Genomic DNA, 18747 nt, shown 5'->3' on the forward strand with positions numbered 1-18747 from the left:
TCACTTCTCCTTCATTGCAGACAGTCCCATGTCCAGGAGCGGGTGGATCCCGTCCCCGATCGTGTCGAAACCGGGCCCGACGGTCTGGCCCTTGAGGTAGCGGTAGTGGATCCCCTCGAGGATCGCGGCGAGCTTGTAGGCGGCCAGCCCGAGGTAGAAGCCGAACTCGCTCAGGTCGCGCGGGCTGGCGGCGTCGTAGCGCGCGATGATCTCGTCCTCGGAGAGCCACCCGGGTGCGTTGCTGACGTCGGTCACGGTGCCGTCGCCGGAGACCGAGGCCATCCGCTGGTAGGTGAGCAGGATCGCCAGGTCGGTGACCGGGTCGCCGAGGGTGGCCATCTCCCAGTCGACGACCGCCTTGATCTGGTCATCTGCAGAGGTGAGGACGTTGTCGAGGCGGTAGTCGCCGTGCACGATCCCCGGTCCGGTCGAGGCGGCCTCGGCGGCACCGACCCGTGCCTCCAGGAGCGCGTGGAGCTCGTCGGCGGCAGGAAGATCGCGGGAGTACGACGCCTCGAGCTGCTTCTTCCAGCGCCTGACCTGCCGCGACAGGAAACCCTCAGGACGGCCGAACTCGCTCAGCCCGACCTCGGCCGGGTCGACCGCGTGCAGCGCAGCCATCACGTCGATGAGCTGCTCCGAGATCGCGCGGGTCCGCTCGGCGCCGAGCGGTTCGAGCTCGCGGGCGTAGCGGTAGGGCCGGCCGTCGACCTTCTCCATCACGTAGAACGGCGCCCCGAGCACCTCCTCGTCCCCGCAGAACGCGAAGGTGTGCGGCACCGGTACGTCGGTGTCGCGCAGCGCGGTGATCACGGTGTGCTCACGCTTCATGTCGTGCGCGGTGGCGAGCACGTGCCCCAGCGGCGGGCGCCGGACGATCCACTCGTGGGTGCCGTCGGAGACGGCGTACGTCAGGTTGGACTTGCCTCCGGAGATGTGGGTGGCGCTCAGCTCGGCGCCGGCGCCCTCCACGTTCTCGGCGAACCATGGCCCGAGCCTGTCGAGGTCGAGGCCGGGCAGGGATTCGGTCGTCACGCGGCACCTCCGAGGGTGGGAATCATCCGGGCGAGCGCTGCGCGGGTGCTCGCCGGGTCGGTGTGGAGCAGTGCGTCGAGACCGACCGCGCGGGCACCGAGGACGTTGGGCTCGGCGTCGTCGATGAAGAGGCACTCCTCGGCCGGGAGGCCGAGCCTGCTCAGGGTGCGGTCGAAGATCGGCGGCTCCGGCTTGCGCATCGCGACCTCCTCGGAGATCACCACGACCTCGAAGAGCGCGTCGACCTGCTTGCGCGGGTAGAAGTTGCCCCAGCTGTTGGAGAGCAGGGCGAGCCGGATGCCGGCGTCGCGGAGCTCCTCGGCCAGCGCGAACATCTCCGGGTTGGGCCGCATCCCGGCGAAGAGCCGGGACAGGACGCCGTCGGGGTCGACCGGGCTGCCGTCGTACGTCTCCAGGCGGGCCGCGAGGAGCTTGTCGAACTCCTTGACCGAGAGCTCGCCGAGCTCGAGGCGGTGGATCGGGGTGCCGGCGTCGGCGTAGCGACCCAGCCACTCCTTGAGCACGGTCGTGAAGCTCTCCGGCTTGATGCCGTCGGCCTTCAGCCAGGCCCGGATCGAGTCGCCGATCGGCGTGGTCAGCACCCCGCCGTAGTCGAAGATGACAGCCTTCATGCGACGTACACGACCCGTCCGACGGTGGTGCCGTCGGCAAGACGCTGTACGCCGTCGGCCACCTCGTCCAGGGACAGCTCCTCGCTGACCAGCGGCTTGATCGAGCCCTCGTCCGCCATCCGGGTGAGCTCGGCGTGGCACTCCTTGACGAGCTCGGGAGCGAGCATGTTGTAGAGGCCCCAGTGGAGTCCGACGATCGAGTAGTTCTTGATCAGCGAGTGGTTGAGCGCGGCCTCCTGGATGCGGCCTCCGGCGAAGCCGATGATCAGGATCCGGCCCTCGAAGGCGATGCACTTGGTGGAGCGGTCGTAGGTGTCGCCGCCGACCGGGTCGTAGATCACGTCGGCGCCCTTGCCTCCGGTGACCTCCTTGACCACCTTCACGAAGTCCTCGGTATGGCGGTCGATGACGACGTCAGCGCCGAGCTTCTTGGCGACCTCGGCCTTCTCCGGGCCGCCGACGACACCGATCACCGTGGCACCGGCGGCCTTGCCGAGCTGGATCGCGGCGCTGCCGACCCCACCCGCGGCGGCGTGCACGAGCAGCGTCTCGCCGGGCTGGATGTGGGCGCGGCGGTGCAGCGCGAACCAGCCGGTCTGGTAGCCGATGTAGAGGCTCGACGCCTCGGCGTCGGTGAGCGCCTCGGGAGCCGGGAACGTCGTCGCGGCGTCCATCAGCGCGAGCTCGCCGAAGCCGCCGTAGGGCAGGGCGGCGCCGCCGATCACGCGGTCACCGACCTGGAAGCCGTCGACTCCGCCACCGAGCTCGACCACCTCGCCGCACAGCTCGACGCCGGCGGTGAACGGCAGCTCGGGCTTGACCTGGTAGAGACCGCGGGCCATCAGGACGTCGGGGAAGTTGGCCGGGCTGGCCAGCACCTTCACGACGAGCTGTCCGGCCCCGGGGGACGGGTCGGGCACCTCCTCGAGCCTCATCACGTCCTTGGGCTCACCGAGCTCGTTGATCCGCCACGCCTTCATACCTGTCCTTCCACGTGCTGCCAGAGTCGGTTCATCCCGCCGAGCCACTTGTCGGTCTGTGTCGCCCGCGCGGCGTAGTAGTCGCCCACCTCCGGGTGCGGGAGCACCAGGAAGCGGTCGTCCTTGGTCGCCTCCCAGGCGCTCTCGGCGACCTGCTCGGGCGTCAGCGCCGCGTCGCGGCTGAGCAGGTCCTTCATCACGCCGGACCGCTCGAGCATCCCGGTCTGCACGCCCTGCGGACAGATCGCCTGGACGACGATCCCGTGGTGGCGATAAGTCGCCGAGAGCCACTCCGCGAAGGCAACCGCGCTGTGCTTGGTGACGGTGTAGGTCGGCGCGCCGATCATCATCAGCAGCCCCGCCGCGCTCGCGGTCACCACGTAGCGGCCGGCCTTGCGCTCGACCCACTCGGGGACGAGGAGCCGCGCTGCCCTGACGTGGGCCATGACGTTGACCTCGTACGACGCCTGCCAGTCCTCCTCGGGACAGTCCAGGCCGATGCCCCGGTCGATGCCGGCATTTCCGTACCACGCGTCGATCTGGCCGAGGTGGCCCTTCGCCGCCTCGACCAGGCGGGCGACGCCCTCGACGGAAGCCGCGTCGCCGGCCACCGGGTGGGCGCCGATCTCCTTCGCGGTCTCGGCCAGGCGTACGTCGTCGATGTCGTTGACCACCACGCGGACGCCCTCGGCGACGAGCCGGGCGGCCAGCGCCCGGCCGATGCCGCCCGCGGCGCCGGTGACGACGGCGGTGCTGTCGGGAGCGATCGGCATCAGACGCGACCGCCGGCGAGGGTGAGGCCGCCGTCGACGGTGACGAGCTGGCCGGTCATCCAGCCGGCGTCCTCGGAGAGGAGGAAGGAGGCGACGCCGGCGATGTCCTCGGGTACGCCGAGGCGCTTGAGCGGGTAGGCCGCCGAGACCTCGGCCTCGCGGCCCTCGTAGAGGAGCTCGGCGAACTTGGTCTTCACGACCGCCGGGAGGATCGCGTTGACGCGCACCTTCGGGCCGAGCTCGACCGAGAGCTCCTGGGTGATGTAGCTGAGCATCGCCTTGCTCGCGCCGTACGTCGCGATCAGGGGCGTCGGGGCCAGGCCGGCCACCGAGGAGATGTTGACGACCGCGCCGCCGTGCTCGGACATCCACTGCCGCCAGACCTGCTGGGTCCAGCCGATCGGCGAGAGGCAGTTGACCTCGACGGTCTTGCGTGCCGACTCGCGGTCCATGTCGATCAGGCCGCCGGCCTTCGGGTTGATGCCGGCGTTGTTGACCAGCAGGTCCGCGCTGCCGAAGGTGTCGATCGCCGCCTTGACGACCTCCTCCTGGTGGGCCGGGTCGTCGGCCTTGCCGGCGATGCCGAGGGCGACCTCCTTGCCACCGAGGCCCTCGACCGCCTCCGCCAGCGCCTCGGGCTTGCGCGCCGTGATGACGACCTTCGCACCCTCCTCCACCAGCCGCTGGGCGATACCCAGCCCGATGCCCCGGCTGGCCCCGGTGATGATCGCCGTACGTCCCTCGAACCTCGACATGCTCATTCCCTCGTGTGCTCGGCTAATCTAAGCGCTTGCTTAGGTGGTGACAGCGGTCACTCTACGGGGTAGCCCGAGAACATGGAAGGTCGGCGTCCAAGCAATGCCGAGAAGTCAGCCCCGTCGGCCGAGGCGTCGCGTAGGTCGGCCGAAGCGTCCCGCGCGTCGGCCGAGCTGTCGTGCCCGACCACTCGGCCGACGGGCGCACCGGCCGTACGGCGAAGGTGCCAGCGGCCAGAATCCCGCCATGGCGGGGAAGTGCGGACTCCATGCCCGTTCAAGCAGCCCATTTTCCCGCCATGGCGGGAAAGTGCCCGCCCACCCGCGACCCGCCCCAGAAGCAACAGCGAAAACGCAGTTGTGGGCGACGAAACTGTCGTTTCGTCGCCCACAACTGCGGACTCGGTCCGCCAGAACTGCGGACTCGGCCCGCCAGAACTGCGGACTCGGCCGGATGGAGTCGTCAGCCGACGACGACCTCGATCCGCTGGAACTCCTTGAGGTCGGTGTAGCCGGTGGTGGCCATGGCGCGCTTGAGGGCACCGACGAGGTTCATGGTGCCGTCGGCGACGTGGGAGGGGCCGTAGAGGACCTCCTCGAAGGTGCCGACCGGCGAAAAGGCGACGCGCTCGCCGCGGGGCAGGTCGGCGTGGTGAGCCTCGTTGCCCCAGTGGAATCCCTTGCCGGGAGCATCGGTGGCGCGGGCGAAAGGCGACCCGACCATGACCGCGTCGGCACCGCAGGCGATCGCCTTGGCGATGTCGCCGGAACGACCGACGGCTCCGTCGGCGATGACGTGCACGTAGCGGCCGCCGGACTCGTCCAGGTAGTCACGACGGGCAGCAGCCACGTCGGCGACGGCCGAGGCCATCGGCACCGCGACACCCAGCACCGTCCGGGTGGTGTGGGCGGCACCGCCGCCGAAGCCGACGAGCACACCGGCCGCGCCGGTGCGCATCAGGTGGAGTGCGGCCTGGTAGGTGGCACAACCACCGACGATGACCGGCACGTCGAGCTCGTAGATGAACTCCTTGAGGTTGAGCGGCTCGGCCTGCGAGGAGACGTGCTCGGCCGAGACGGTGGTGCCGCGGATGACGAAGAGGTCGACGCCGGCGTCGACGACGGCCTTGGCGTACTCCTTGGTCCGCTGCGGGGACAACGCCCCGGCGACGGTGACGCCCGAGGCGCGCACCTCGCGCAGCCGCTCGGTGATCAGCTCGGCCTGGATCGGAGCCTCGTAGATCTCCTGCAGACGCCGGGTCGCGTCGACACCGCTCAGCTCGGCCAGCTCGTCGAGCAGCGGCTGCGGGTCGTCGTAGCGGGTCCACACGCCCTCGAGGTTGAGCACGCCGAGACCGCCGAGCTTGCCCATCGCGATCGCGGTCGACGGCGACATCACCGAGTCCATCGGCGCGGCGAGGACGGGGATGTCGAAGCGGTAGGCGTCGATCTGCCAGTCGGTGCTGACCTCGGTGGTGTCGCGGGTGCGGCGGGACGGCACGATCGCCACGTCGTCGAAGGCGTACGCCCGTCGTGCTCGCTTGGCCCGGCCGATCTCGATCTCAGTCACAGGACGGATTGTTCCACGTGACCGGATCGAGATCGGAAAGCACGCACCGACCTGGACCGTCGAGGCGCTAGCTGCGTACGGCGGTGAGCAGCAGGTACTCCCAGTTCATGGTCCCGCCGTCGAGGTGCCGGTCCCCCAGCTCGGCGAGCGCGGCGTCGAGCTCGCCGGTCCGTGACTCGTCGTCGGCGATCCCGCGATAGGCGACGATCGTCGGCCCGTAGCAGGCCTTGAAGAAGTCGCGGAACTCCGCGCCGGTGTCGAACGAGTCGATCGCGACCGTCCGCTTCTCGGCCCGGACGTCGCTCACCGAGTCACCGAGCAGGCCGCGTACGTGGCTCTCGTCGCCCCACCTCGGAGGCGGCTGGGCACCCTCGGGCGGCGGTGCCATGAACGGCTTCATCGTCGCGAACATCTGGCCGATGAAGCCCTCGGGCGTCCAGCTGATCAGACCGATCCGGCCGCCCGGCCGCACGACCCGGACCAGCTCGGCGGCGGCCTTCTCGTGGAACGGCGCGAACATGATGCCCACGCACGACATCACGACGTCGTACGCGGCGTCGTCGAACGGCAGGGCCTCGGCGTCAGCGACGCGCCAGGTGATCGAGCCCGCGCCGGCTTCCTCCGCGTGCGCCTGCCCGATCTCGAGCAGCTCCGGCGTCAGGTCGCTCGCGGTGACGTCCGCGCCGGCGAGCGCGGCGGGTACGGCGGCGTTCCCGGTGCCGGCGGCGATGTCGAGCACGCGGTCGCCGGACCCGATCTCGCAGGCCTCGACGAGCACCCGACCGAGCTCGGGGATGAGCTCGTCGGCGACCCGGGCGTAGTTCCCCAGCCCCCACATCGTCCGGTGCTTGGCCTTCAGGTCGGGTGAAGCTGGTGATGCGGTCATGTCTTCCTCCACGACGTCGACCCGAGATGTGATCTGGAGCTCCAGCCTCACCCCGGGCGCCCGACGGACGACACGGCACGTTCCGAACTCATCGAAGTTCAGGATCTTTTGCGCCACCACCCCACCGTGCATCAGCTCCAGTCGTAGGAGAGGACGAAGCCGTACGCCTCCCCGCCGCCCTCCTCCGAGAGGATCATGTCGGCCTCGCCGACGAGGCCCTCGAGGCCGCCGGTGCCGAGTCCGGGGATGACGGTGAGGTGGGAGCGGACGGTCTTGTCGGCGTACGTCCCGCTGATCCGCCACACGCAGGAACCCTCCTGGCCGGCGATGGAGCCGGTGAACTGCTCGTACGCCTCGAAGACCGCTCCCCCGGCGGGGTTGCCGTAGGCCCCGATCATCCGCGCGACGCCCGTGCCCTCGATCTCGCCGGCGTAGGTGTAGTCGGTCTCGGAGGTGGTCAGGCCGCGCGTGGGGATGTAGACGTCGTCGCCCATCCGGGTGCCCTCGCCGTCGATGTCGACGTAGGCCGCCTCGATCCAGCGCGCGACGGTCATCGTGGTGCTTGCCTTGTTTCCGTAGGTGTTGCTGGGGCTCTTCATGGCTCCAGCCTGCTGCCGGAACAGGGGCGCGGGATTGAAGGAACGCGCCATATCGTTGGCGGCATGGTGGGCCAGATGGAGGGCAGGGGCTATCCCGACGCGATCGTGCGGCCGGTCACGGCGGCGCGGACCATCACGACCGAGCGGTTCGCGCCCTCCGCGGAGATCGCCGGGCACGTGGACTACCACTGGTACGTCGGCTGGGACCTCGAGCACCCGCACGACCAGCAGGTCATCCCGCAGCCCCGGATCCACATCGCCGCCGAGGACGGCCGGCTGCTGGTCCACGGGATCGGCCGGCGCCCGTTCGTCCGGCACCTCACCGGCCGCGGTCACACGCTCGGTGTCGCGTTCCTGCCCGGCCTGTTCCGCCCCGTGCTCGGCAGCCGGGTAAGCGCGATCGCGGACCAGGTGGTGCCCGCGCAGGACCTGCTCGGTGTCGACGACCGCCCGGCCGCGGACCGGATCCTGTCGTCGGCCGATCCGAAGGAGATGGCCGCCGCGATGGAGGCCTACCTCCTCGAGGTCGGCCTGCCCGCGGACCCGGTCGCCGAGGACGTACGCCGCTGGGTCACTCTCGCCGAGGACGACCGCTCGATCACCCGGGCCGAGCAGCTCGCCGACCACGCCGGCCTGAGCCTGCGGTCGCTGCAGCGCCTGTTCAGCGAGTACGTCGGGATCGGCCCGAAGTGGGTCGTGCAGCGGTTCCGCGTGCTGGAGGTCGCCGCCCGCGCCCATTCCGGCGACGTCGACTGGGCCGCCGTCGCCGCGGAGCTCGACTTCAGCGACCAGGCCCACCTGGTGCGTACGTTCCGAGACGTCGTGGGCGCTCCCCCGGCTACGTACGCGAAGGACCTGTGAGGGGCAGCGTGAAGCGCGCCTTGGCGGCCTCGCGGGCGCCGGTGCGGCGGTAGAAGCGGATCGCTCCGTCGTTCCACTCCGGCGTCTGCCACTGCAGCTCACCGGCGCCGGCCGCATGCGCTTCGGCCTCCACCGCCTGCATCAGCAGGCGGCCCGCGCCCCGACCCCGGGTGGACTCCCGCAGGAACAGACAGTCGAGGTGGGCGTACTCGGCCGCCTGCCAGGTCGAGGCCTCCGGGCTCCAGCTCGCGTAGCCGACGAGCGCGTCGCCCTGGACCGCGACGAGGACCCGGAGCCGCGGCCGGGGGACGAACAGCCACGCCGCGAGCGCGGTCTGCAGGTCCGGTCGAGGATCGGCCGCTCGCTCGTAGCTGGCGTGCTCCCGGATCAGGTCGACCAGCTCGGGCAGGTCGTCAGCTCCTACCGGACGGATCGAGACGCTGCGGGCCAAGCGGATCCTGGAGTCAGCAAGCACAGAAGATCGTGTCCAACGGCGCGGTCAGCGGGTCCTTGGCACGAACGACGGGGCCACGCTCGTCCTCGACGGGATAGCCCTCGCGCGCCCAGTACTCGAAGCCGCCGATCATCTCCTTGACCTGGTAGCCCAGCTTCGCGAACTCCAGGGCCGCCCGGGTCGCGCCGTTGCAGCCCGGCCCCCAGCAGTACGTCACGACAGGCATGTCCAGCGGGATCTCGTCGGCGGCCCGGCCGGCGATCTCGGCCGTGGGCATGTGGATCGCGCCCACGATGCGGCCCTGCGCCCAGGCGGCCTCTCCACGTGAGTCGACCAGCACGAAGCGGGCGCGTTCGGCCTGGTCGGCGTGGACGTCTGAGGCGTCGGTCTCGAAGGCGAGCTTGCTCGCGAAGTGGGAGACAGCCTCGGCGGAGGCGGCGGGAGAGTTCATGTCCCGAATCGTATGGACGTCGGAACGCGATCTGAAGGTCCGTTCCCCGGCATCTCTGCCGGATCGCCTTCGATTTCGTGGCATTCTCGCCCCGTGCCCGCGAATCTCCCTTTCGAGCCTGACAAGGTCGATACGGCCATCCTGAAATCGCTGCAGGCCAACGGGCGACAGAGCATCGCCGAGCTGGCACGGCACATCAACATGAGCCACAGCGCGGCAGCCGAACGGGTCCGTCGCCTCGAGGAGTCCGGCGTCATCTCCGGCTACGGCGCGCAGGTCGATCCGGAACGACTCGGCTTCACGATCCTGGCCTACCTGCGCCTGCGCTACCCGAGCAGCGTCTACGACCCGCTCCACAAGCTGCTCGCCGACCTGCCCGAGGTCATCGAGGCGCACCACGTCACCGGCGACGACTGCTTCGTCATGAAGGTCGTCGCCACCGACATGAAGCACCTCGAGCAGATCAGCGGCCGGGTCGGCTCGCTCGGCAGCGTCACGACCAGCGTCGTCTACTCGTCCCCGTTGCCGCCGCGGCCGCTGCTTCCACCCGGCTGATCGGTCGAGGGCATCGCGGCCAGCGTGGCCAGCGCGGCAGCCGAGGGCGAGCCGGGCTCAGCCCGGTAGAGCACGATCCGCTGGCTGGTCTCGGGCAGCACCATCGCCTCGTACGCCAGGTCCATCCGCCCCGCCACCGGATGCCGCAACCGCTTGATCCCGTAGCCGCAGTCCATCACCGGATGCTCGGCCCACAGCTCGGCGAACAGGTCGCTGCGCTGGACGAGCTCGCCGACCAGGCAGCTGAGGATGTGGTCCTCGGGGTGGAGACCCGAGGAGTAGCGCAGGAAGCCGACCATCTGCAGCCCGGTGCCCTCGGGGTCGACGAAGAGCTCCGGCCCGTCCGGCTCGAGGAAGAACCGACGGATCAGGTTGGGGCGGTGGGGGCGGCCGGCGTACGGGGCGTCGAAGTCCAGCCCGTGTCCGTAGAGGCGGTGTCCGAGGTCGTTCCAGGTGAGCACGTAGTTGGCGTGGTCGACGATGAGCGCCGGACCGGGATAGTCCATCAGCATCGCCACCGCGGCCGGGCGCGGTTCCACGTCGCGGCTGCCCGACACCGTTCCGACGGGACGCGCCAGCCGCCGCAGGTGGTCGTGCTCCTCGGCGCTCAGCCGCAGCGCCCGGGCGAGCGAGTCGATCACCGCGTCGGAGGCGTTGTGGTGGTCGGCCTGCTCGAGCCGGGTGTAGTAGGTCGGCGAGACGCCGGCCAGCATCGCCAGCTCCTCGCGCCGCAGGCCAGGGACCCGTCGGGCGCCGTAGGACACCAGTCCGGCGTCCTCGGGACTGATCGCCGCCCGGCGGCTGCGCAGGAACTCTCCGAGCTCGGTCGTCATGGTTCCCATAGTGCCGTCACACGGCGATTTCTTCCTGACCCTGTCAGTGCCAGGCACGCGGGTGGGTGGCAGGACAGGTGTCTGGCTGGCGTACGTCATCCGACGGAGCGTTGGGGTCATGACCACGACTACCCAGGCCGAGCCCGTACGCGAGGCCGGCATGACCCGCGGACAGCTGCTGGTGCTCCTGCTGCTGCTCGCCTCCCAGTTCACCCTCACCGTCGACTTCTCGATCCTCAACGTGGCGCTGCCGACCGTCGGGGTGAGCCTCGGGTTCGCCGAGGCCCACGTGCAGTGGATCGCGACCGCGTTCGCCCTGTGCGCGGCCGGGTTCACGCTGCTCTTCGGCCGGATCGGCGACTACGTCGGCCGCCGGCGGGTCTTCCTGGTCGGCATGGTCGCGCTGGGCGCCGCCTCGCTGCTCGGCGGGGTCGCCACCTCTCCCGAGGTGCTGCTGACCGCCCGGGTCGCCCAGGGCCTGGCCACCGCCGCGGTCACCCCGGCGGCGCTCTCACTGCTCACCGTCTCCTTCCCCGAGGGTCCGTTGCGGCAGCGTGCCCTGGGTCTGAACAGCGTGGTGATGTCGACCGGCTTCACCGCCGGGGCGGTGCTCGGTGGCGTACTCACCGATCTGCTGTCGTGGCGCTGGGCGTTCCTGGTCAACGTACCGATCGCGCTGCTGGTGGTCGCCGTCGCACCGTTCGTGCTGCGCGACTCCGCGGACCGGGAGCGGTCGCGGCTCGACCTGCCGGGCGCCGTGCTGGTGACCAGCGGTCTGCTGGCGCTCGTCTACGGCGCGACCCGACTGGGTGAGGCCGGCATCGCCGACGTGTGGGGGCTGACGGCGATCGGGGTCGCGATGGTCCTGCTGGTCGCCTTCTGGCGCGCCGAGTCCACGCACCCGCATCCGCTGGTGCCGCTGCAGATCCTCACCCGGCGCACGATCGGCTTCGGCAACATCGCCGGCTTCGCGACCTTCGCCTTCGAGTCGTCGCTGGTCTTCGTGCTGACGATGTACCTCCAGCACGTCCTCCGTCTCGATGCTCTGCAGACCGGCCTGATGCTCGTCGCGATGGGGCTCGGCGCCATCATCGGCGGGTCCGTCGCGCCGCGGTTGATCGACGCCTTCGGAATACGCAACGCCGTGGCCGGCGGGCTCGCCGTCCAGGCGGTCACCACCGGCGTGCTGGTCCTCGTCGGGCCCTCGGTCGGCTGGCTCTGGTTCCTCGGGCTGATGAACTTCGTCGGCGCGATCGGGCACGTCACCGCGATCGTCGGCTTCATGGTCGCCGCCACCTCCGGGCTCCCCGACCACGAGCAGGGGCTGGCCACCGGGCTGGCGATGATGACCCAGCAGGTCGCGATCGCGCTAGGCATCCCGATCATGTCGACCGTCGCCACCGCCGCGGGCGGCGTCGCCTCTCTCGATGCTCTGCACGTGGCGATCGCGGTCAACGCGGTCCTTGTCCTCCTCGCCGCGGTGCTGGTGGCCGTCGGCCTGCCCCTCCGGCGCCCGGCACCCGAGCCCGCCTGAGCCCCGCGCTCAGAACGGAATCTTCTCCCCCGCTTCGACCGCGACCGGCAGCCGGTTGCCGGCCGGTGGAAGCGGGCAGGTGGCGTGGTCGGTGTAGGCGCACGGCAGGTTGGTGGCGCGGTTGAAGTCGACCAGCACGTTGCCGGCGCCGTCCGGTGCCTCCACCGAGAGGCTCCGGTTGGCTGCGTACGTCGTCCTGCCGGAGGTCTCGTCGACGAAGAGCACGTGCAAAGATCCCGGTGCGGATCCAGGGAAGGCGGTGAGGCTGTGCGTGGCGTCGCCCACCGTGAACTCGATCTCGCCCACCGCCTCATAGACGTGCTCGAGGCCGTCGACGACCGAGCCGACCGTCGTCGGCACCGGCGACTCATAGGCGACGAAACGCCCCGGCACGGCCCAGCTCGGGTCGGGCGCGTAGGCCTCGGTGCCGCGGTAGCCGGTCAGGACCGGGTTGTCGGGATGGCGCGGGCGGAGGATGTCGCTGTCGCCACGCCTGGCGATCTCGACGACGGCGTCGCCGAACGCGGCGGTGATGCCGCCACGCTCGTCGATGACACCGAAGGAGTGCCGCCCGGTGATCTCGGCGCCGTTCACGACCAGCGACTCACCCGGCGCGAGCGAGACCACGACGCCGTCCGGGCCGCTCGACCAGGCACCCGGTACGTCGTCGTACGTCTCGGGCTCCTCGTCGAGCCAGCGCATCGAGGTGATCGCGAGGAAGCCGTGGGCCGAGGCCCGCCGCTTCTCGTGCGCCTCGTGCCACGCCGCCCATTCCTCGGCGAAGGTCTCGATGTCGACGACGGTCATTGGTCCTCCCGAAAGGTTCAGATGCAAGCCCCAGATCCAGCTCTGGGATTGAACTCTGTCCGGTCCGGCTTTGTGCCCGAATTGCCCACATCGTGACCATCTCGTCGTACGAAAGGGTCGAGCCTCGGATCCGTGGATCCGGGGCTCGCGTTGATGCAGGTCAGACGTGGTAGTTCGGCGCCTCGGCGGTGACCTGGACGTCGTGGGGGTGCGACTCCTTGAGCGAGGCGGAGGTGATCCGCATGAAGCGGCCCTTCTCCTGCAGCTCGGGGATGGTGCGCGCGCCGACGTAGAACATCGTCTGGTGCAGGCCGCCGGTGAGCTGGTGGGCGACCGTCGCCAACGCGCCCTTGTAGGCGACCTGGCCCTCGACGCCCTCGGGGACGATCATGTCGTCGTCGGTGACCTCGGCCTGGAAGTAGCGGTCCTTGGAGAAGGACTTCTTTCCGCGCGACGACATGGCGCCCATGGAGCCCATGCCGCGGTAGGCCTTGAACTGCTTGCCGTTGATCAGGACCGTGTCACCGGGGGTCTCCTCGGTGCCGGCGAGCATCGAGCCGAGCATCACCGTGTCGGCGCCGGCGACGATGGCCTTGCCGATCTCACCGGAGTAGCGCAAGCCGCCGTCGGCGATCACCGGGACGTCGGCCGGCTTGCAGGCCAGGCTCGCCTCGTAGACCGCGGAGATCTGCGGCACGCCGACACCGGTGACGACGCGGGTGGTGCAGATAGAGCCCGGGCCGACACCGACCTTGACCGCGTCGGCGCCCGCGTCGACGAATGACTGGGCGCCCTCGCGCGTGGCGACGTTGCCGCCGATGACCTGGACGTGCTTGGTCGCCGGGTCGGTCTTGAGGCGGCGAACCATGTCGATCAGCATGCGTACGTTGCCGTGGGCCGTGTCCGCGACGAGCACGTCGACACCGGCCTCGATGAGCGTGGTGGCCCGCTCCCAGGCGTCGCCGAAGTAGCCGATCGCGGCGCCGACGAGCAGACGGCCCTGCGCGTCCTTGGAGGCGTCGGGGAACTGCTCGGACTTCACGAAGTCCTTGACGGTGATCAGGCCGGTGATGCGACCGTCCGTGTCGACCAGCGGGAGGCGCTCCAGCTTGTGCTGGCGCAGCAGCTTGGTGGCCTCTTCGCGGGAGATCTCGGCGGGCCCGGTGATCAGGTCCTTCGAGGTCATCACCTCGTTGACCTTCGTGGTCGCCCACTCCGCGACCGGGGTGAACCGGAGGTCGCGGTTGGTGATGATGCCGATCAGCTTCTGGTCGACGTCGACCACGGGGAACCCGGAGATCCGGTATTCGCCGGCCAGCTTGTCGAGCTGCTCGAGCGTCGCGTCGGGGCCGATGGTGACCGGGTTGGAGATGATCCCGGTCTGGGTGCGCTTGACCAGGTCGACCTGGTAGGCCTGATCCTCGATGCTCAGGTTGCGGTGGAGCACGCCGATGCCGCCCTGACGGGCCATCGCGATCGCCATCCGCGACTCGGTCACGGTGTCCATCGCCGCGGAGATCAGCGGGACCCGCAGGTCGATCTCGCGGGTCAGCCGGGAGGTCGTATCGATGTCAGACGGCGCCAGATCCGAGTATCCAGGCATCAGGAGTACGTCGTCGTAGGTGAGGCCGAGCGTCGCGAACTTCTCCGGGATCTCCATGGAGAAATGTTACGGCCGGGCCCTGGAGATCGCCGAAACGGCGAGACTTCTCAGGTGTTTCCTGCACTTCTCGGGTGTTGCATTGCCTGAGAAGTGCAGGAATACCCGGTTAACCGGGTATCCCTCCCTACCGGTCCAACGGCTTGAGATCCCGCACCGGCACCTTGACGGTCAGCAGATCGCCGGCCATCCGGATCCGGCCGCGCATCCCGGCGGCGAGAACCATAGGCAGCACGGCCTGGTTGTCGGACTGGGTGGTGAGCAGGATCTCGTCGGCGCCGAGCATGTGCGCGAGCTTGGCGGTGTCGACCAGCAGCCGGGTGCCGATGCCGCGACGCTGCCAGGCCGGGTCGACGCGCAGGTTGACGACGCGTACGTTCTCGTCGTCCTCCGCCGCCCCCAGGACCTCGCCGATGCCGACGGCGACACCGTCGATCAGGGCGCTGACGGTCTCGCCGGTGACGACGAGGTCGGGGGTGCTTCCGGTGCCCAGGCGGCGTACGGGCGGGGTGGTGCCGATCGCCGCCGACTCGCGGCTGCGGTCGAGGACGTCGTTGACCAGGTCGGCCATCGCGGAGCCGCGGGCGTGCTCGGTCGCGGTGAAGGGGGCGGTGCGGTGGAGCTGGACGTCGACGTCGGCGACCCGCAGCTCCATGGTGTCGTGGACGACCCCGGGCGGAGCCTCGGCCTCGGCGTCGAAGAGCTGCGCGACCACCTCGGGGAACGACATCGGCCGCTCCAGCACGTGCCGGCACGCCTGCACGTAGCGCGTCGGCTGGTCGGCCAGCGCCGCCTCGTTGGCGGCCTGGATGACGGTGTCGCCGCCACCCGCGGAGGAGATCACGTCACAGATCTCGGCCTCGCCCCAGCCCTCGGGCGTACGCAGCACGAACTCGTCGGTCACCTGCGCCAGTCCCGGGAAGATCTGCATCCCCAGGATGTTGACCCCGGCCTCACCGCAGCGCTGCGCCAGCGCCGCCAGTGCACCCGGTCGGTCCGGCAGCGTCGTACGTACTCTCCACAACATCGTCCCCGCCATGAGCCCTAGTCTGCCTGTTTCGCTGTTTCTGGTCCGTTTCCCACGGTTAAACCTTCAGTCCGCGGGCGGCCGCGGCGGAGTCTGCTCGCCCGCTTCGACGAGCACGTCGATGTGGTTGCTCGCGGGCGGAAGCGGACAGGTGGCGTGGATCGTGTAGGCGCAGGGCATGTTGGCGGCACGGTTGAAGTCGAGGACGGCCTTGCCGTCGACCGGCCGCTGGACGGCGAGCTGGCGGCAGGCGGCGTAGGTCGTGACCCCGCTGGTCTCGTCGGTGAACAGCAGCCACAGCTCCTCGTCGCCGCCGTCGAAGGCGATCAGCCGCTGCGGGCGTCCGTTCACCTCGAACGCGACCTCCCCCACCGCGTCGATGATGCTCGAACGACCCTCGACCACGGAGCCGACCGAGATCGGGCGACTCGTCTCGTACGCGGTGAAGGCGGCCTTGACCTGCCATGACGGGTCCGGATCGTACGTCGGGGTGCCCGTGTAGTCGCGCAGGAACGGGCCGTCGGGCTGTCGCGGACGGAGCACCGGGGTGCCGAAACGGTCCGCGACCTCGACCGTGCCTGCGTCGAAGGTCGCGATCACGCCGATGGGATCGACGTGGCCGAAGACGTGACGCCCGGCGAGGGTGACCCCGCCGAGCTCGAGCCACTCGCCCTCGCCGAGCTCGACGACGGCACCTTCCGGACCGTTCGACCAGACACCCGGGATCCCGGGGAAGCGCTGCTGCCTCGGCCCCAGCCAGTGCAGGCCGGTGATCGCCAGGAAACCTTCGGGACTTCTCAGCTCGGCCTCCCGCTCATCGCGCCATCGCTGCCAGGCCTGCTCGAAAGTCACGCGCCGCACTCTACAAAGACATGCGTTGCCAGGTCTTGCAATGGTCGCCGACTTTTACCCTCGGCTTCACCGGCTGTGTGCCTGGCCCCTCCCCCGTGCGAGCCTGGCCAGGTGGATCGCACCGCGCGCCGCGGTGACCATGACGAGGTACCAGATCGCGGCCACCGTCAGCAGCGGGATGATCAGGTGGTTGCGCTCCTCAAGCGCCTGGACGACCCCGAGCAGGTCGGTGATCGAGAGCACCGAGACCAGGCTGGTCGCCTGCAGCGTCGTCACCAGGATGTCGCCCGAGGCGGTGAGCCGGTCGTCGTCCTGGAGAGCCCTCGCTGCGTACGCTCCCAGCGCCAGGGCCAGCCCCGCGATCGCCGCGTGGACGGGCGTGACCAGCCGCATCGCATCGATGTGCACCCCGGGGATCGCGAACGTGATGTCGGGAAAGACCAGCGCGATGTTGCTCCACAGCAGGAGCTGGACGAGCACCGGGATGCTGCCGAAGACCCAGACGTACGCAGCCGCGATCCCGCCCAGCAACGGGTTGCCCGACCTCTCCATCCTGATCACGACGAGTCCGATCGCCGAGGCCATCGCGAAGACCAGCGCGGTCAGCCGGATCGTGAGCCAGACACCGGCGAGGACGTCCGGATGGAGCAGATGGTGGACGACCTCGCCCGGAAGGAGGTTCTCGTTCCTCGCCAGGCTCCACAGGAACCTCATCAGGAGTAGGGCGAGAAGGGCTGCGATCACCCATTCGATCGCGCCACGCTGGATCAGCCGGGTCGCGTCTGCCCGGCCGGTCCTGTCGGCGGCAACGGTCTCGGTCATCGCGGTGAACCCTGGCGTCTCCTGGTGACCAGCAGGTTGCGATCAGCTGGTCATTCCTTGAAATCACCGAGTCGGCGCATCTTGCCCCGCAAGATGCGCCGACTCGGCCCTGCTCAGTAGGAGGGCTGAGCCTGGACGTTCAGCTCGTCGAACCTGACCCTCTTCGCCGAGGCGACGCGCGGGTCACGCAGGTCGAAGACGTCGAAGCCGCGCTGGATCTCGTTGGAGTAGATGTAGCCGTTGTAGTAGTAGGTCGACCAGGGGCCGGCGATCGTCGAGGTGTCCTCGAACGGGCCGCGGTCGAACCAGGCGATCTCCTTCGGGTTGGCCGAGTCGGTGAAGTCGTAGACCGACACACCGCCCTGGTACCAGGCCTGGACCATGATGTCCTTGCCCTTGACCGGGATCAGCGAGCCGTTGTGGGCGACGCAGTTCTCGGTGTTGGACTGGGTGCGCGGCATCTTGTAGTAGGACTTGAAGACGAGCTGGCCGTCCTCGATGTCGTAGATGCCGTTGGCGCCCTTCTCCATCCCGGTCTCCGGGTTGCAGGTCGGCGCACCGCCGCCACCGAGCTCGTCGGTGAAGACGACCTTGGTGCCGGTGTTGTTGAAGGTTGCCGAGTGCCAGAACGCGAAGTTCTCGGTGTCGGTGACCTGCTCGGTCACCACCGGGTGCTCGCGGTCGGAGATGTCCATCAGGATGCCGTCGCCCATGCAGGCGCCGGCCGCGATGTCCTTGGACGGGTAGGTCGTGATGTCGTGGCAGCCGGCGGTGTTGGTGTAGCCACCGTCGGGGAACAGCACCGGTTCACCGACCACCGCGGCCCGCTCCGGCGCCCGCTTCGGGATCTTCACAATGCTGATCTTGTCGTGCGGGGGCTGGCAGTCGGGGTATTCGAGGCGCGGCCCGTAGGAGGAGACGTACGCATAGACCGCCCGCCCGTCCTTGCTCGGTGCCAGCGAGTGGGTGTGGGAGCCGCACTTGGTCTCGACCGCCGCGACGTACTCCGGGTCCCTCGGGTTGCTGATGTCAAAGACGCGGAGGCCTTCCCACGACTCCTTGATCGCGGCCGACTGCGCCACGTTGTCGCAGGTGTTGTTGCTGCGGCTGGAGTCGACGGAGAGGACCAGCAGGTCGCCGTAGACGGAGATGTCGTTCTGGGAGCCGGGGCAGACGTACTGCTTCACGAGCCGTGGGCTGGCCGGGTTCCTGATGTCGATGACGTTGAACCCGTTGTAGTTGCCCGCGAAGGCGTAGTTGCCCTGGAAGGCGAGGTCGCTGTTGAGGGCGTTGGCGGGGGTGAAGGCACCCGACTTGGGGATGTTGGCGATCAGGTGCATGTTGGGTGTGCCGTCGGACTCGCCGGCGGGCACGACGGGATTGTTGGCGCCCAGCTGGGCGAGGTCGTTGCCGGCGACGCAGGCGGAGGCGAAGTTGTCACCGAGCTTGGTGATCGCCTGCTTCTCTTCGGCCGTGCAGCTCGTCTGGGCCTCGGGAGCCTGAGTCGTCTGACTCGAGTCGGTCTCGGTGCCGTGGGTGTGGGACTCGTCTGCAGAGGACGGGGCGGCGACGGCCAGCCCTCCTGCGACAACCAGGACCGCCGCGATGGGGGCCAGGTAATGGGTAGGTCGTCTAAGCCTCATGTTGCAAGCCTTCCGAGT

Annotated in this window: 20 protein-coding genes; 3 read left to right on the forward strand and 17 right to left on the reverse strand. The window is 69.5% G+C overall.

Features of this window, described 5'->3' with window-relative positions; genetic code table 11:
* The 8 genes from OG984_RS16215 to OG984_RS16250 form a co-directional block, all read right to left on the reverse strand.
* Positions 1–1035, reverse strand: coding sequence for a phosphotransferase family protein (locus tag OG984_RS16215; RefSeq protein ID WP_328527326.1), 1035 nt, complete (start codon positions 1033–1035; stop codon positions 1–3).
* Positions 1032–1667 carry an HAD family hydrolase gene (locus OG984_RS16220; RefSeq protein ID WP_328527327.1) on the reverse strand — a complete coding sequence of 212 codons (636 nt, stop codon included), beginning with the start codon at positions 1665–1667 and terminating at the stop codon, positions 1032–1034. The genes OG984_RS16215 and OG984_RS16220 overlap by 4 nt, the downstream gene beginning before the upstream one ends.
* Positions 1664–2647 carry an NADPH:quinone oxidoreductase family protein gene (locus tag OG984_RS16225; protein WP_328527328.1) on the reverse strand — a complete coding sequence of 328 codons (984 nt, stop codon included), beginning with the start codon at positions 2645–2647 and terminating at the stop codon, positions 1664–1666. The genes OG984_RS16220 and OG984_RS16225 overlap by 4 nt, the downstream gene beginning before the upstream one ends.
* A complete protein-coding gene (locus OG984_RS16230) occupies positions 2644–3420 on the reverse strand; it encodes an SDR family oxidoreductase (RefSeq protein ID WP_328527329.1) in 777 nt (258 codons plus the stop codon). The genes OG984_RS16225 and OG984_RS16230 overlap by 4 nt, the downstream gene beginning before the upstream one ends.
* Positions 3420–4175, reverse strand: coding sequence for an SDR family oxidoreductase (locus OG984_RS16235; protein WP_165113379.1), 756 nt, complete (start codon positions 4173–4175; stop codon positions 3420–3422). The genes OG984_RS16230 and OG984_RS16235 overlap by 1 nt, the downstream gene beginning before the upstream one ends.
* A 463-nt stretch (positions 4176–4638) precedes the next feature.
* Positions 4639–5745 carry a GuaB3 family IMP dehydrogenase-related protein gene (locus OG984_RS16240; RefSeq protein ID WP_328527330.1) on the reverse strand — a complete coding sequence of 369 codons (1107 nt, stop codon included), beginning with the start codon at positions 5743–5745 and terminating at the stop codon, positions 4639–4641.
* A gap of 67 nt (positions 5746–5812) precedes the next feature.
* Positions 5813–6631, reverse strand: a complete 819-nt coding sequence (locus OG984_RS16245) for a class I SAM-dependent methyltransferase (RefSeq protein WP_328527331.1) — start codon at positions 6629–6631, stop codon at positions 5813–5815.
* Positions 6632–6762: 131 nt separating this feature from the next.
* A complete protein-coding gene (locus tag OG984_RS16250; protein ID WP_328527332.1) occupies positions 6763–7230 on the reverse strand; it encodes a DUF3224 domain-containing protein in 468 nt (155 codons plus the stop codon).
* Between the two features lie 63 nt (positions 7231–7293).
* Here OG984_RS16250 and OG984_RS16255 point away from each other — a divergent pair, with 63 nt between their 5' ends.
* On the forward strand, positions 7294–8091 hold the full coding sequence (locus OG984_RS16255; protein ID WP_328527333.1) for a helix-turn-helix domain-containing protein: 798 nt from the start codon (positions 7294–7296) through the stop codon (positions 8089–8091).
* Here OG984_RS16255 and OG984_RS16260 read toward each other — a convergent pair.
* Positions 8069–8542, reverse strand: a complete 474-nt coding sequence (locus OG984_RS16260; RefSeq protein ID WP_328527334.1) for a GNAT family N-acetyltransferase — start codon at positions 8540–8542, stop codon at positions 8069–8071. The two genes, OG984_RS16255 and OG984_RS16260, sit on opposite strands and share 23 nt — an antisense overlap.
* Positions 8543–8555: 13 nt before the next feature.
* Positions 8556–8996 (reverse strand): rhodanese-like domain-containing protein, encoded by a 441-nt coding sequence (locus tag OG984_RS16265; RefSeq protein ID WP_328527335.1) that lies wholly within the window; start codon positions 8994–8996, stop codon positions 8556–8558.
* A gap of 93 nt (positions 8997–9089) precedes the next feature.
* Between OG984_RS16265 and OG984_RS16270 the strand changes: the two genes are divergently transcribed.
* Positions 9090–9551: an Lrp/AsnC family transcriptional regulator gene (locus tag OG984_RS16270; protein WP_328527336.1), complete on the forward strand. Its 462-nt coding sequence runs from the start codon at positions 9090–9092 to the stop codon at positions 9549–9551.
* On the opposite strand, the gene OG984_RS16275 is transcribed toward OG984_RS16270, so the two are convergent.
* On the reverse strand, positions 9506–10384 hold the full coding sequence (locus tag OG984_RS16275; protein WP_328527337.1) for a helix-turn-helix transcriptional regulator: 879 nt from the start codon (positions 10382–10384) through the stop codon (positions 9506–9508). The two genes, OG984_RS16270 and OG984_RS16275, sit on opposite strands and share 46 nt — an antisense overlap.
* Positions 10385–10502: 118 nt before the next feature.
* On the opposite strand from OG984_RS16275, the gene OG984_RS16280 reads away from it, so the two are divergent.
* Complete coding sequence (locus OG984_RS16280; RefSeq protein WP_328527338.1) at positions 10503–11918, forward strand: MFS transporter; 1416 nt, start codon at positions 10503–10505, stop codon at positions 11916–11918.
* A 9-nt stretch (positions 11919–11927) separates the two neighbouring features.
* On the opposite strand, the gene OG984_RS16285 is transcribed toward OG984_RS16280, so the two are convergent.
* The 6 genes from OG984_RS16285 to OG984_RS16310 all read right to left on the reverse strand — a co-directional run bounded on the left by OG984_RS16285 (position 11928) and on the right by OG984_RS16310 (position 18729).
* Positions 11928–12725 (reverse strand): DUF1684 domain-containing protein, encoded by a 798-nt coding sequence (locus OG984_RS16285; protein ID WP_328527339.1) that lies wholly within the window; start codon positions 12723–12725, stop codon positions 11928–11930.
* Positions 12726–12885: 160 nt separating this feature from the next.
* Positions 12886–14385, reverse strand: coding sequence for an IMP dehydrogenase (gene guaB / locus OG984_RS16290; protein ID WP_328527340.1), 1500 nt, complete (start codon positions 14383–14385; stop codon positions 12886–12888).
* A 127-nt stretch (positions 14386–14512) separates the two neighbouring features.
* Positions 14513–15424, reverse strand: a complete 912-nt coding sequence (locus OG984_RS16295; protein WP_328527341.1) for a GNAT family N-acetyltransferase — start codon at positions 15422–15424, stop codon at positions 14513–14515.
* Positions 15425–15478: 54 nt separating this feature from the next.
* Entirely contained in the window at positions 15479–16264 is a 786-nt protein-coding gene (locus OG984_RS16300; protein ID WP_328527342.1) for a DUF1684 domain-containing protein, read from the reverse strand.
* Between the two features lie 66 nt (positions 16265–16330).
* Positions 16331–17086, reverse strand: a complete 756-nt coding sequence (locus tag OG984_RS16305) for a hypothetical protein (RefSeq protein WP_328527343.1) — start codon at positions 17084–17086, stop codon at positions 16331–16333.
* A gap of 113 nt (positions 17087–17199) precedes the next feature.
* Complete coding sequence (locus OG984_RS16310; RefSeq protein ID WP_328527344.1) at positions 17200–18729, reverse strand: LVIVD repeat-containing protein; 1530 nt, start codon at positions 18727–18729, stop codon at positions 17200–17202.
* Positions 18730–18747: the final 18 nt, after the last annotated feature.

It is taken from the genome of Nocardioides sp. NBC_00368 (assembly GCF_036090055.1).
Lineage (GTDB): Bacteria > Actinomycetota > Actinomycetes > Propionibacteriales > Nocardioidaceae > Nocardioides.